The 13630-nt window shown below is 63.2% G+C and carries 12 protein-coding genes; 1 reads left to right on the forward strand and 11 read right to left on the reverse strand.

The features are described 5' to 3' along the window. Positions 1–499, reverse strand: a 499-nt coding sequence (locus FSO04_RS21980; protein WP_325063531.1) for a citrate/2-methylcitrate synthase, incomplete at its 3' end; no start/stop codon positions are given. Positions 500–787: 288 nt separating this feature from the next. On the opposite strand from FSO04_RS21980, the gene prpR reads away from it, so the two are divergent. After that, positions 788–2764, forward strand: coding sequence for a propionate catabolism operon regulatory protein PrpR (gene prpR / locus FSO04_RS21985; protein ID WP_168435783.1), 1977 nt, complete (start codon positions 788–790; stop codon positions 2762–2764). Here prpR and FSO04_RS21990 read toward each other — a convergent pair. From FSO04_RS21990 to FSO04_RS22035, 10 genes are all read right to left on the reverse strand, one after another. Further along, complete coding sequence (locus tag FSO04_RS21990; protein WP_154562419.1) at positions 2721–3119, reverse strand: helix-turn-helix domain-containing protein; 399 nt, start codon at positions 3117–3119, stop codon at positions 2721–2723. The genes prpR and FSO04_RS21990 overlap by 44 nt on opposite strands. Then, positions 3116–4285, reverse strand: a complete 1170-nt coding sequence (locus FSO04_RS21995; protein ID WP_154562421.1) for an NAD(P)/FAD-dependent oxidoreductase — start codon at positions 4283–4285, stop codon at positions 3116–3118. The genes FSO04_RS21990 and FSO04_RS21995 overlap by 4 nt, the downstream gene beginning before the upstream one ends. Further along, on the reverse strand, positions 4282–5652 hold the full coding sequence (locus tag FSO04_RS22000; RefSeq protein ID WP_154562423.1) for an FAD/NAD(P)-dependent oxidoreductase: 1371 nt from the start codon (positions 5650–5652) through the stop codon (positions 4282–4284). Before FSO04_RS22000 ends, FSO04_RS21995 begins: the two co-directional genes overlap by 4 nt. Then, positions 5637–5951: a (2Fe-2S)-binding protein gene (locus FSO04_RS22005; protein ID WP_154562425.1), complete on the reverse strand. Its 315-nt coding sequence runs from the start codon at positions 5949–5951 to the stop codon at positions 5637–5639. Before FSO04_RS22005 ends, FSO04_RS22000 begins: the two co-directional genes overlap by 16 nt. Then, positions 5948–7792 carry an ABC transporter ATP-binding protein gene (locus FSO04_RS22010; RefSeq protein ID WP_154562427.1) on the reverse strand — a complete coding sequence of 615 codons (1845 nt, stop codon included), beginning with the start codon at positions 7790–7792 and terminating at the stop codon, positions 5948–5950. Before FSO04_RS22010 ends, FSO04_RS22005 begins: the two co-directional genes overlap by 4 nt. Next, positions 7792–8748, reverse strand: coding sequence for an ABC transporter permease (locus FSO04_RS22015; RefSeq protein ID WP_154562429.1), 957 nt, complete (start codon positions 8746–8748; stop codon positions 7792–7794). Before FSO04_RS22015 ends, FSO04_RS22010 begins: the two co-directional genes overlap by 1 nt. Then, positions 8745–9698: an ABC transporter permease gene (locus FSO04_RS22020; RefSeq protein WP_097394290.1), complete on the reverse strand. Its 954-nt coding sequence runs from the start codon at positions 9696–9698 to the stop codon at positions 8745–8747. The genes FSO04_RS22015 and FSO04_RS22020 overlap by 4 nt, the downstream gene beginning before the upstream one ends. Positions 9699–9921: 223 nt before the next feature. Then, positions 9922–11538, reverse strand: coding sequence for an ABC transporter substrate-binding protein (locus FSO04_RS22025; protein WP_154562431.1), 1617 nt, complete (start codon positions 11536–11538; stop codon positions 9922–9924). 67 nt (positions 11539–11605) lie between these two features. After that, entirely contained in the window at positions 11606–12880 is a 1275-nt protein-coding gene (locus FSO04_RS22030; protein ID WP_154562433.1) for an NAD(P)/FAD-dependent oxidoreductase, read from the reverse strand. A gap of 54 nt (positions 12881–12934) precedes the next feature. Then, positions 12935–13603, reverse strand: coding sequence for a haloacid dehalogenase type II (locus FSO04_RS22035; RefSeq protein ID WP_154562435.1), 669 nt, complete (start codon positions 13601–13603; stop codon positions 12935–12937). Between the last annotated feature and the right edge of the window lie 27 nt (positions 13604–13630).

Below are 13630 nucleotides of genomic sequence, written 5' to 3' on the forward strand. Positions count from 1 at the left end.
CGTCATCGGTTTCGACTTCGATGCGCTTGCCGTTGTGCGAGTAGTGGTACCAGTACAGCAGCATCGAACCGAGCGATGCCATCAGCTTGTCGGCGATGTCGCGTGCGCCCGGCAGGTTGTGGTCGTCTTTCTCAGGCAGCACGGTGCCGAGCACCGACACGCCAGTGCGCATCACATCCATCGGGTGCGCGGCGGCCGGAATCCATTCCAGCGCGGCTTTGACGTTCGCGGGCAAACCGCGCAGCGCCTTGAGCTTCGTCTTGTAGGCGGTCAGTTCGGCCTGCGTCGGCAGCTTTTCGTGGACCAGCAGATACGCGATTTCTTCAAATTCGCATGCACCGGCGATGTCGAGAATGTCGTAGCCGCGGTAATGCAGATCGTTGCCGGTCTTGCCGACCGTGCAAAGGGCAGTGTTGCCAGCCGTCACGCCGGACAGGGCGACGGATTTCTTCGGTTTGAAGGCGCCTGCGTTCGGCGTGCTGTTATCGGCTTCACTCATCATTTCGTCTCCAACTGCGGGGTTGCGTTCGTGCGGCAATCAGCGCGCCGAGCTTGTCTTTCAGGGTTTCGATGCGGTAACCGGTGAAAACGGAGGCTATAACGCAAAGAATGGGCCATGCGGAACGCACGCCGCTAAGTGCCTGATTTAACAAAAAATCATGTCCTGGCCACCTCGCCGCCTGATTTCATAAGTGAAATCGAAGATTTCAAATTCGAAAACGACAGGTGCATAATAGGCGAACCTCTCGTCCTTCCCGCCTCTCTCTCCAGACAACGAGCCCCCGCCGTGAGCACGCCCCCCTTCGACCCCGCGCAGCGCCCTCGCATCTGGGCCGTCAGCATCAGCCGTCTGCGTGATCTGTTCTTCGACATTGCCGGCGAGTACGTCGAACGCGCCGATCTGCGCATCGTCTCGCATGGCTTCGAAGACGCCGTGCATGAGATCGACGCGGTCGGTGCCGGGCGTCCGGATGTCGTGATTGCCGGCGGCTCCAACGGCGCGTATCTGAAAACGCGTGTCAGCGTACCGGTCGTGCTGATCGGCCCAACCGGCTTCGACGTGATGCACGCGCTTGCGCGAGCGCGGCGCGACGGCGCCAGGGTCGCACTCGTCACGCACGGCGACACGCCAGACGAAGTGCGGCGCTTCATCGCCGCGTACGGCATCGATGTGACATTTGCGTCGTATCAGTCGGCGCAGGATGCGGAGAGTGTCGTTCTCGATCTGCGCGATCGCGGCATCCAGGCCGTGGTCGGCCCGGGGCTCATTGCCGACCTCGCGGCGAACGCCGGCATGGGCGCGGTGTTTCTGTACTCACGCGCCTCGGTACGCGCCGCGTTCGATACCGCACTCGAAGTCGCACAGGCCACTCGCCGCGAAACAGTTCGGCGTCAACGGCTCGACAATCTGCTGCAGCATCTGCGCGACGGCGTCGTCGCGCTCGATGCGCAAGGGCGCGTCGAAGCGATGAACCAGCGCCTTGCCAGCGTGCTCGGCATCGATGCGGCACAGGCAGTGGGCCGGGCGCTGCTCGAGCTCGCGCCGGATCTCGCCGGCAGCTTGCCGGACTCAGACGGCGACACGTTCTGCACGGTACGTGGCGCGAGCTACGTCGTACATCGCGGGCCGCTCGCGAGCAGCAGCTCGGCGGCAGGCACCGTGCTGACGTTTCAGGAATCGCGCGCGGTCGAACGGCTCGACCGCACGTTGCGCTCGCGCCAGCGCGTGCAGCAGTTCAGCGCGCGTTATCAGCTTGGCGATATCGTCGGCGTATCCGATTCGATCGAACGGGTCCGCACGCTCGTGCAGCGCTACGCGAAATCGGACGCCACCGTGCTGATTCTCGGCGAAAGCGGCACCGGCAAGGAGATGGTCGCGCAGAGCATGCATCAGTTGAGCGCGCGGCGCGACTTCGCCTTCGTCGCCATCAATTGCGGCGCGTTTCCTGAGGCGTTGCTCGAGAGCGAGTTGTTCGGTTATGAGGAAGGCGCGTTCACCGGTGCACGCAAAGGCGGCAAGGCGGGGCTGATCGAGGTGGCGCACCGCGGGACGCTGTTTCTCGATGAAATCGCCGAGATGCCGCTGTCGTTGCAGAGTCGGTTATTGCGTGTGCTGCAGGAACGTGAAGTCGTGCGGCTGGGTTCGACTGAGCCGACGCGAGTGGACATCCGGGTCGTCGCGGCAACGCATCGCGCGTTGACTGAAGGGATCGAGGCGGGCAGTTTTCGCGCGGACCTTTACTACCGGCTCAACATTCTGAGCATCGCGCTGCCGCCGCTGCGCGAGCGGCCAACCGATCTGCTGCCGCTCGCGGTCGAATTGTTGCTGCAGGCGGCGTCGCGTGAGCCGAGACTGGCGGCTCGCCTGCCCCATGCGGATGCGGCGAGACGCGTCCTCGCTAGTCTCAGTGAGCCGTTAAAGCGCTACACCTGGCCGGGCAACGTGCGTGAACTACAGAACGTGATTGAACGGATTGCGGTTGAACTGGCAGATGCGGACGTGGGCACGGGCACTGACTCAAACGGCGCAGCAGAAACCCTCTTCACGCGCGAGGTACTGCGCACCGTCGCGCCTGAAATCTTCGAGCTGCCCCAAGCGCGCACGAAGAAAGCAGCGCTAACGTTACGCGAGCGCAGCCGTCACGTGGAAGCAGACGAAATCCGCGCCGCCCTCGCCGCCTGCGATGGCGATCGCGATGCGGTTTGCCAGGCACTCGGCATCAGCAAGACGACGTTATGGCGGAAGCTGAACGCGGCGCAGTAGTCTGAACGACGCCGCCGTGTTTTGCCGCGTTCGCACCGGCGCGCGCGATGAACATGCTGGGCGTCATCCCGCAGCATCGTTTGAAATGCCGGCCAAAGTGGCTTTGATCGAAGAATCCCACCTCCGTGGCAACGACCGATCCCGGCACACCTTCGAGCAACAGAGTCTGCGCCCGCTGAATCCGCAGCCCGCACAGATAGCGATACGGTGACGAACCATACTGCTGACGAAACACCGTCGCGAAGCGCGACACGCTGAGCGCGGACAGCGCGGCGAGTTGCGCGAGCGTCACCGGCTCGTCGAAATGGGCTTCGATAAACGCCCGGGCGGCATTGAGACTGATGGACTGTTTCATGGCGTCGCGATGGTCGAGCGGGGCGCGGCTTGCTTCGCGAACCGGGTAACGGAAAACACGTCGAGGGGAATGTCCGTACTACCTGTATCGACGAGCTCGGCCAGCGTCTCGCCAACACCCGGACCGATCTGAAAACCCGAGCCGCAGAAGCCGAATGCGTAGTAAAGACCGTCGACCTTGCTGCTCGGGCCGATCACCGGCTCGCCATCAGGCAGATAGCTTTCCACGCCGCTCCACACGCGAATCACATGCAGCGGCGCCATCGCGGGCACGAGCCGCCGCAACTGCGCGACTTGTCGCACGGTATTGCGCGGCAGGACCGATGCGCGGCTCATCACGGCATCGGCGGGCCCAGCAGGACCGCCGCCGAGAATGATATTGCCGCGCGGAATCTGGCGGAAATAGATGCTCTCTTCCTTGATCGATGTGAACACCCCCATCGACGACTTGAACACATACGGCACCGGCTCGGTCACCGCCATCTGCGGTCCACTCGCGACGAGCGGAACGGGTTCGCCGAACTGTTCGGTGAGGCGGCTCGCCCAAGCGCCCGCGCAGATCACGAGTTGCGCGGCCCAATACACGTCACCGCCTGCGCTCTCCACGCGAAACCGCTCACCGTCTTTTTCGACGCGCACGATCTCAGTGTTCTCGATCACCTGGGCACCGAGCCGCGCGGCCGCACGACCAAACGCAGGCGCGGCGAGACGCGGATTGGCGTGGCCATCGAGTGGCGAAATCGATGCCGCCAGCACCTCGCGTCCGAGAAACGGAAAGCGTTGGAACATGGCGTCGCCGTGCAGCACGTTGAGGTCGAGACCATACGCGCGGGCGTCGATCGCATATTGATCGAAATTCTCCACGTCTTTCTGGTGGTAGCACACGCGTGTGTGGCCCGACGCCAGAAACTCGATGTCCTCGCCAAGCAGTTCCGTGGAGCGTTGCCATGTGCGCAGCGCACGATTCGCCATTGCCAGTTGCGGTAGCGCGCGCCCCTGCCGACGAATGCCGCCGAAGTTCACGCCGCTCGCCTGCTGTCCCGTGAGTCCACGTTCGAGCAGGATCACCGAACGCTTGCGCTGACGCAGGAAGAAGGCGGTTGTCGTCCCCATGATGCCGCCGCCGATCACGATCACATCGGCTTCGTTTGTAGTCGTCGCGCTCATTCGCTCACCTCTTCGGTAAGCGCCACAGGCAGCGGTTTGACCGGCGCCTGGCCGCGCAACCGTCCCACCGAAGACAACGGCACACAAGCCGCCGCCGCGATGATTTCCGCGCCTGCGTGGCCGCAATAGCGCCCCTGACAGCGGCCCATGCCGACGCGCGAAAACGCCTTCGCGCGATTGGCTTCCTGCGCGCCGGTCGCGTGCACCACACGGCGCAGTTCGCCGGCTGTAATTGCTTCACAGCGGCAGACGATCGTTTCATCCGGCAAGGACGCGGCGAATTTCGCCGGCCATGGGAAGGCTTCCCGCAGGCCCGTGGCAAAGCGCGTGAAACGTGCGAGTTCGGCGCGCAACTGCTCGACGCCTCCGACCTGCATGCCGTGATCGCGCAACGCCGCCAAAGCCGCGAGGCGCCCCGAACGTTCGGCTGCATCCGCACCGCGCACTCTTGCGCCATCGCCCGCCAGGTAGACGCCCTTGACGCTGCTACGGCCGTCGTCGTCGATTTGCGGAAGCCACTGCTGCGCGTTGTCGTCGAACAGGAAGCGGCACCCGGCGAGGTCCGCAAGCTGAGTCTCCGGACGCAGGTGATAACCGAGCGCGACGGCATCGCATGCCAGCTCTAAAAGCTCGCCGTCGGCCAAAGCAACCAGGACGCCGCTTACGCCGTCTTGCGGCGAGCCTTTGATCTCCAAAGGTTGCACGCCGCGATGAACCGGCACGCGAGCCTTTGCCAACACACGCGTCAACGCAATCCCCTTTTTGAGCGCGGCGGGAATCGCCAGCAAACGCGGCAGCGCAGCCACACGCTGCATGAATGTCGACGTATCGAGCACTGCGGCCACTTGTGCACCCGCCTTCACGTATTGCGCGGCCACGAGATACAGCAGCGGCCCGCTGCCCATCATCACGATGCGCGAGCCGATCGCGCAGCCCTGCGATTTCAGCGCGACCTGCGCGCCGCCGAGGCTATACGTACCGGCCTGGTGCCAGCCCTTCACCGGCATCAGCCGATCCGTCGCGCCGCTGCAAACAATCAGGGAATCGAACGTTAGCGTCTGGTAGCGTATGCCGCTTGCCAGATGCACGGTGTTCGGCGAGATATTCCAGACCAACGTCTCCGGCAGATAATCGATCTTGTTCTTCAGCGCATCGAAGCTTTGATGCAGCGAAGCGGCGCGTTCAGCCTCGGTGCCGTACAGCGTTTCGTAGCTGCGCGAAAACCCTTCCGGTTGCCGCCGATAGATCTGGCCACCGTCACGCCGTCCTTCATCGATGACCGTCGGCCGCAGCCCCGCTTCGACCAGCGCCTGTGCAGCGCGCACGCCCGCCGGCCCGGTGCCGATGATCACTACACGCGGGGCCATACACCCTCCGCAGCTTCGGCCAGCTTCGTCACGATCGACATGCCCGGCGCCGCAGGCGTACTGCACGCCCGCATGCGTTCGCCTTGCGCGGTCCAGACCCAGCAATCCTGGCACGCGCCCATCAAACAGAAACCGGCCCGGCGGCCATCGCCGAATTCGGAATCGCGCAACGTGCTCACACCGGTCAGCAAGGCAACCATCAACGTGTCGCCCTCGGCGGCCTCGCGCTCGACGCCGTCTACGGTAATCGAAAACGTCTTGCGGCCCGTCTCCGCGAGCCGCACAAATCGTCCGTTCATACCGGGGCCACCTCTTCGGTCTGCAAGCGATTCAACTCGGCGGCCGGATGATGGCAAAGAATCTCCGCGCCCGAAGGTAGTTTCTTCAAGGACGGCGGCGTCATATTGCACATACCGTCGATACGCACCGGGCAGCGCGCGCGGAACGCGCACAACTCGGGAATATCCGCGCACTCACCCATCGCCGGCAACGTGGCACAACCGATCTCGCGGCGCGCATCGAGCCAGCCCGGTTTCAAAGCAGGCACCGAATCCACCAGCAATTCCGTGTACGGGTGATACGGCGGCGCTGCGAGCACATCGCGTTGCCCGGCTTCCACGCGATGCCCCGCGTACAGCACGATCACTTCGTCGCAGATGGCGCGCACGGTCGAGATGTCGTGGCTGATGAACATGTAAGACACGCCGAGTTCACGGCGCAATTCGGCCAGCAGGTCGAGGATCGCCGCGCCGACCACCGTATCGAGCGCGGAGGTCACTTCGTCGCAAAGGATCAACGCAGGATCGGCCGCAAGCGCGCGCGCCAGATTTACGCGCTGCTTCTGGCCGCCGGACAGTCCGGCAGGCGTGCGCGTGGCAATCGAGGCCGGCAGCTTCACCAGATCGAGCAGTTCGAGCATGCGTTTTTTCGCAGCCGAGCCACTCAGATGGTGATAGAACGCGAGCGGGCGGCCCAGAATATCGGCGATCGAATGACTCGGGTTCAGCGCCGTGTCGGCGTTCTGGAACACGATCTGGATCTGGCGATACTGCTCCGGCGTGCGGCGCGACAGTTGTGCGGGCAACGGCTTGCCGTCGAACAACACTTCGCCGCCCGCACGATCGACAAGACCGGCCACCACGCGCGCGAGCGTCGTCTTCCCGGAACCGGATTCGCCAATCACGCCGAGCGTGCTGCCGCGCGGAATCGACAAACTGACGTCGTCGAGCACGCGCACCGCGGGATTGCCGAAGCGATCGATACGTCCGTAACCCGCCGAGAGTCCGCGAATTTCGAGCAGCGGCGGGATGTGCTTGCCGAGACTCTGCGGCGTCTCCAGCTCCGCTTCCGGACGACGTGTAGCGGCGAGCAGTTGACGCGTATAAGCATCCACAGGCGCGTCGAGCACTTGCGCGACCACGCCGTTCTCCTTCACCGCGCCGCCATTCAGCACGACAATGCGGTCCGCCATCTGCGCGACCACAGCCAGATCGTGCGACACGTACACGGCGGTCGTGCCCAGTTCACGAATCACTTTCTTGAAGGCCGCAAGCACCTCGATCTGCGTGGTGACATCTAGCGCGGTGGTCGGCTCGTCGAACACCACCACCGCGGGATCGGTGATCAACGCCATCGCGGCCATCAAGCGCTGCAACTGGCCGCCGGACACCTGATGCGGATACCGCTCGCCGATCGTCTCCGGCGCGGGCAGCGCCAACGCGCGAAACAGGTCGATCGCTTTCGCGCGCGCGGCGTCTTTCGTCATCAAGTGATGCAGCAATGCGGGCTCGGTCACCTGATCCATGATCGTGCGCGCCGGATTGAACCCTGCCGACGCACTCTGCGCAACATACGCCACAGTCCGTGCCCGCAGTGCGCGACGGCCCTTGGCATCGAGCGACAGCACATCCACCTCGCCGACGCGCACCGAGCCACTGCTGATCGAACATCCTGCCCGCGCATAACCGAGCAACGACAACGCGATGGTCGTCTTACCCGAGCCCGACTCGCCGATCAGCGCCAGCACCTCGCCCTTCTTCACCGAAAAATCGACGCCCTTGACGATCTCCGTCACCGGCCCCGGCGCCGCACCGGCGACGACCCGCAGGCCCTTCACTTCAATCATGTCCCGATCAGCCATCATGCACCTCCATGGCTACGGCCACGGCGCCGCAAGTTGTCGATCAGCAGATTCATGCCGATGGTCAGCGTCGCAATCGCAACGGCCGGCATCAGAACGGCAGGCGCGCCCTCGGACAAACCACCGATGTTCTCGCGCACGAGCGACCCCCAATCAGCATTCGGCGGCTGCACGCCAAGGCCGAGGAAACTCAGCCCGCTCAGCAGCAGCACGATGAACACGAAGCGCAAACCAAAATCGGCGAGCATCGGATGAATCATGTTCGGCAGCACTTCGACGCGTGCAATATAGAAGATGCCCTCGCCGCGCGCTCTCGCCACCTGCACGTACTCCAGACCCATCAGGTTCACCGCGAGCGAGCGCGAAATACGGAATGCGCCGGGGATGTAGGCCAAAGCGGCAACCGTCGTCAACATCGGGATCGACGAACCGAACGCCGCGATCACCACGAGCGCGAGCACCTTGCTCGGAATCGAAATCAACGCGTCGAACAGACGGCTCAGGATTTCATCGACCCAGCGCCCGGACACCGCGGCGAGCAAACCGAAGAACGTGCCGATCAAACTGGCGAGCACGGCTGCGGCCAGCGCGAGGCCCATCGTATAGCGCGCGCCGTAGAGAATCCGGCTCAACATATCGCGGCCGAGATAGTCGGTGCCGAGCGGATATGCCGCGCTATAGCGGCCGAAAATCTCCGTCGACGTCAGCGTGCCGCCTTTATACGGTGCAACCAGCGGCCCGATGAACGCGACGATCAGCCAGAAAGTCACCAGCACGAGGCCGATCAGGCCGAGCACGGAGAAACGGTGCACCAGCCGTTTCAACAGGCCCTGCTTCAGCGTTGCCGTCTCGACGACCAGCGGCTCGACGGTGGGTTCATCGAGGCCCAGGTCGTACAGCTCGGTGCTGGCATGGGGAACATGAGGAACGTGGGGATTGGTAGGTTGGCTCATCATCGACGCAGCCTCGGATTGGATACGATTTGACACAGGTCGGCGATCAACACCAACGCGAGATACGCTGCGCAGAACACCATCACGCAGCCCTGCACGAGCGGCATGTCACGATTGGTGACGGCATCCACCATCAGGCTCGCGAGGCCAGGATAGTTGAAGATCGATTCCACGATCACCACGCCGCCGAACAGATACGACAGGCTCAACGCCACCGCATTGGCAATCGGGCCGATGGTGTTGGGCAACACATGCCGCAGCACCACGCGCGCAGGCGACGCGCCCTTCAACACCGCCATTTCCACATACGACGAATTGAGCTGATCGAGCACCGCGGCTCGCGTCATGCGCGCCATCTGCGCGACAATCACGCAGCACAGCGTCATGACCGGCATCGCGTAGATGCGCAGCAGCGCGCCGAACGAATGCACTTCCGAGAGATACGACAGCGCCGGCAGCCAGCGCAGCTTGACAGCGAAGATCAGCACCGCGATGGTGGCGATCAGAAACTCCGGCACGGCCACCGTCGACAGCGTGAGCACGTTGAGCGTGCGATCGAGCAGCGAACCACGGAACATCGCTGACGAAATACCGATCAGCAAGGCCACGGGCACCGAGACCAGCGCCGTCAGCCCGGCCAGCACCAGCGAATTCGGCAGGCGCGTGGCGATCAACTCGCTCACGGGCAGATTGTTCGACAGCGAGGTGCCGAAGTTGCCGCTCACAATATGAATGAGCCACTCGAAGTAGCGTTGCAGCGCCGGCTGGTCGAGCCCGAACTGATGCCTCAATGCCGCGACGGCTTCCGGGGTTGCCGCCTGGCCGAGCGCCTGTTGAGCGGCATCGCCGGGAAGCAGCCCGGTGATGGCGAACACGACCGCGGAGACCAGCAGTAGCGTAAGCAGCGCGAGGCCAAGGCGCGCGGCGATGAGTCGTTGCGCATGTGCTTTCATCGAAAGTCTCCTCTGTCGACCAGAGTTAGCGCTTTAGCTGTCGACTGGAGTTAGCGCTTTAGCGCTTACTCCGGTCCCATGCAAAGCACTTACTCTGGTCCCATGCAACGCAGTTGCCGGTGAAGCCGCACGCCGCGAACAAGCGGCGTGCGTATTGCCGGGTTCGACTTCCCAGTTCGTCAGACTGGAAACCCTTTGTTACTGTCCGTCAGGCACGGCCGGCTCAAGCATCCAGCCAGACGTTTTCCGCGAACATGAAGCCCATCAGGCCGGCCAGCGGAATCGAGCCAAGGCCCTTGAGTTTCGTCGTGTATGCATCGAGCGAACTCTGGAACAGCGGAATGCCGACGCCGCCGTTTTCATGCACCAGCACCTGCATGTCGCCGTAAATCTTCTTGCGCTTCGCATCGTCCGGTTCGCCGCGTGCCGCAAGCAGCATCTGGTCGAACTTCGGGCTCTTCCAGTTCGCTTCGTTCCACGGTGCGTCCGACTTGAAGAACTGGGTGAAGATCACGTCGGCGCTCGGACGCGCGTTGACGTTGCCGAAACCCAGCGGATGCTTCATCCAGTGGTTCGACCAGTAACCATCCGACGGCACGCGCGACACCTGCAGATTCAGACCGGCTTGCGGCGCGACCTGCTGCAGGAACATCGCCATTTCAACGGAGCCTTCCGCTGCCGGCGACGCGAAAATCTGGATCGGCGCGCTGCCGACCTTCGCCTTCTGGAAATAGAACTTCGCCTTGTCCGGATCGAAGGTACGCTGCGGCAAACCGGCCAGGTAGTACTTGTTGGTCGGATCGATAGGTTGGTCGTTGCCGATCGCGCCGTAACCCTGGAAGATCGCGCGGCGCATCTGCTCGCGGTCCTGCAGGTACATCATGCCTCGCCGAAAATCGTCGTTGCCGGTAATGCCGCCTTCGTCGCGAACAACCAGGTCGGTGTACAGACCCGTCTTCGTCTCCAGCACGGAGAATCCGCCGGCGCCCTTGATCTGCGTGGTCGAACGCGGGCTCACCGCGTTGATCAGTTGCACGTCGCCCGAGAGCAGCGCGTTCACGCGCGCCGATTCGTCGCCGATACCGATCAGTTCGACTTCGTCCAGATGCGGCAGGCCCGGCTTCCAGTACTTCTCGTTCTTCACGCCAACCGTACGCACGCCCGGCGAGAATTCCTTGACCTTGAACGGGCCGGTGCCGACCGCCGTTTTGAAGTCCTTGGTGCCATCCTTGATGATCTGGAAATGCGAGGTGGCGAGAATTACCGGCAGATCGGCGTTCGGACCTTCGAGCGTGATCGTCACTTCGTTCGGACCCGTCGCCTTCACTTCCTTGATCTGATCGGCGAGCGTCTTCGCTTTCGACGCCGTCGCCGGATCTTTATGGCGCATGATCGAGTACACGACGTCTGCCGGCGCGAGCGACTTGCCGTCGTGGAACTGCACACCGGGGCGCAGCTTGACGACCCACACCGTCGCATCCGTCGTCTCCAGCGAGGTGGCGAGCGCCATCTTCGCGCCGAGATGCGAATCGAGTTCGGTCAGGCAGTTGTAGAACATGAAGCCGCGGACATAGTCCGTGCCGAGCGCCCCCTTTGCGGGATCAAGCGTGTCGGCGGCCGATGCGGACTGCGTCGCCACCCGGATCTTGCCGCCCTGCTTCGGCTTCGCTTGCGCAAATGCCTCGCCGCTCGCGGTCAACAGGCCGGCGCCCGTCACCGACATCATCCCGGCCGCGGCCATCGCGCGCAGCACGCCGCGCCGCGACGTGCCTTTTGACGTCAATCGCTCCAACTCGGTGCCGAGTTGAAGAGCGCCATGTTGTGAGGTTTCCTTATTCATCGAACTTCTCCGCGAGGGTGACAGGGATAGCAGCGTGGTTTCTAGTGGCAAATACAACAGTGAAGAATCAATAGAAAATGTCTTTGATGCGGTAGTACGTCCCTACCAGCGGCAGGAACCAGGGTTTGCCGGTGTGGCCTGGAATCGCGGGCCACTCGGACTCACGCCACGGATTGCGCTCTTCGTGGCCGTCCATCACGTCGGCCATCACCTGGCCCATGTGCGTCGACATCTGCGTGCCGTGGCCGCTGTAACCCAGCGAAAAATAGATGCCGTCGTGCTGCCCGGCATGCGGCAGGCGGTCCGCGGTCATGTCCACAAGGCCGCCCCAGCAATAGTCGATGCGAGCGTTGGCCAGCATCGGGAACATCGCCGCGAGACCTTGCTGCAGAATTCTGCCGCTCTTCGCGTCCGATGGCCGCTCGGACGCCGTAAAGCGTGCACGGCCACCGAACAGCAGACGTGAATCAGGCGTCACGCGGAAGTAGTTGTGCATCAGCCGCGTGGTGGTATACGCGCGCCGGTTCGGAAACACCTGTGCCAACAGTTCCGGCGACAGCGGTTCCGTCACGACGATGAACGAACCGACCGGCGCAAGCCGCCGTCGGTACCAGCCGAACGGACCATGCCGTGAGGGACCGGTGGCGATCAGCACCTGTTTCGCGCGTACTTCGCCTCGTGCGGTCGTGACCTTGAAGCCGGCGCCGTCCTTCGCGATCGCGGTGACCGCCGCGTTTTCATACAGCTTCGCGCCGCGACGAACCGCGGCATCGGCGAGTCCGACCGTGAACTTGCCCATATGCATCTGGCCGCCGTGCCGTTGCAGCAGTCCGCCGTAAAAACTGTCCGACTGGATCTCGCTGCGAATCCGCTCACGTCCGATTAATTCGATATCCGTATCGACTTCGCGCCGGATCAACTCCGCCGTCTTCTCCAGATGCGCGAGGTGATGCGGTTTCGAGGCCAGCTTCAGCTTGCCGGTTGCGCTGTAATTGCAATCGATGTTTTCCTCGCGAATCAGACGCTCGACCGTATCGACCGCATCCGAAAACGCGCGGTAGCAGGCGCTCGCCCGCTCCACACCGAGTTGCGCGACCAGCGCGACGAAGTCCTGTGCGACGCCGGTATTGACCTGCCCGCCGTTGCGCCCGGACGCGCCGCCGCCGATTCGCCCCGCGTCGAGCACCGTCACCGAAGCGCCGCGCTTGCCCAAGGCCTGCGCCGCCGACAGCCCGGTGAAGCCGCCACCGATCACGACGACATCGGCCTGGCCCTCGACCGGACCTTCACACGCCGAAACGAGCGGCGGTGCGGTGTCGAGCCAATAGGAATCGAGCTTCATCCGGTCTGTCCTTGAGATGGGCAATGAGCGAGGCGGTAAATGTGCAAACGTCGCTTACAGGCCGAGTTCCGCGGCCAGATGCGGAATGTCGTTGACTTCGTAGTACTGGTAGTACGGCGTCGACGGTTCGTGGCCGCGCTTGACGAAGGCCTTGTGTTTGACTCCCATGTCATGCACTGTCATCAGGTCGTAGCGCAGGCTCGACGACACGTGCAGCACGTCTTCCGGATTGCAGTTCAACTGGTCGAACATGTATTCGAAGCCTTGCATGCGCGGCTTGTACGACTGCGCCTGCTCGGCGGTGAAGACTGCGTGGAACGGCGCGCCGAGCTTGTCGACGTTGCTCTGGATCTGGTTGTTCGACGCGTTCGACAGAATCACCAGCTTGTACTTCTTCGCCAGACGCGAAAGGCCTTCCGGTACGTCCGGATGCGGACCCCAGGTCGGCACCGCCGTGTAGATCTTCTCGGCTTCGACTTCATTGAACTCGACATTCATGCGCTTGCAGGCGCGGCGCAACGCATTGACGACCACGTCGCGATACGGCTTCCATGCACCGAGCACTTCGTCACGACGATAGCCGGAGTAAAACGTAACGAGCTTCTCCAGGTCGTCGCCTTGCAGCACGTGGCCGAACATTTCGCGGGTCATGTCCGCCATGCGAAATTTGGTCAGCGTGCCGTAGCAGTCGAAGGTGATGTACTTCGGTTCGAATTCGATCATGGTGCAGTCCTATCGTGGTGGTGAACC

The sequence above is a fragment of the Paraburkholderia madseniana genome (assembly GCF_009690905.1).
Taxonomy (GTDB): Bacteria; Pseudomonadota; Gammaproteobacteria; order Burkholderiales; family Burkholderiaceae; genus Paraburkholderia; species Paraburkholderia madseniana.

What these genes read in the sequence shown, in the direction of transcription:
- FSO04_RS22015 (WP_154562429.1), bottom strand. Translation starts at nt 8,748, where the DNA reads ATGATGAGCCAACCTACCAATCCCCACGTTCCTCATGTTCCCCATGCC.
- FSO04_RS21990 (WP_154562419.1), bottom strand. Translation starts at nt 3,119, where the DNA reads ATGAAACAGTCCATCAGTCTCAATGCCGCCCGGGCGTTTATCGAAGCC.
- FSO04_RS22035 (WP_154562435.1), bottom strand. Translation starts at nt 13,603, where the DNA reads ATGATCGAATTCGAACCGAAGTACATCACCTTCGACTGCTACGGCACG.
- FSO04_RS22010 (WP_154562427.1), bottom strand. Translation starts at nt 7,792, where the DNA reads ATGGCTGATCGGGACATGATTGAAGTGAAGGGCCTGCGGGTCGTCGCC.
- FSO04_RS22020 (WP_097394290.1), bottom strand. Translation starts at nt 9,698, where the DNA reads ATGAAAGCACATGCGCAACGACTCATCGCCGCGCGCCTTGGCCTCGCG.
- FSO04_RS22000 (WP_154562423.1), bottom strand. Translation starts at nt 5,652, where the DNA reads ATGGCCCCGCGTGTAGTGATCATCGGCACCGGGCCGGCGGGCGTGCGC.
- FSO04_RS21995 (WP_154562421.1), bottom strand. Translation starts at nt 4,285, where the DNA reads ATGAGCGCGACGACTACAAACGAAGCCGATGTGATCGTGATCGGCGGC.
- FSO04_RS22025 (WP_154562431.1), bottom strand. Translation starts at nt 11,538, where the DNA reads ATGAATAAGGAAACCTCACAACATGGCGCTCTTCAACTCGGCACCGAG.
- FSO04_RS22030 (WP_154562433.1), bottom strand. Translation starts at nt 12,880, where the DNA reads ATGAAGCTCGATTCCTATTGGCTCGACACCGCACCGCCGCTCGTTTCG.
- FSO04_RS22005 (WP_154562425.1), bottom strand. Translation starts at nt 5,951, where the DNA reads ATGAACGGACGATTTGTGCGGCTCGCGGAGACGGGCCGCAAGACGTTT.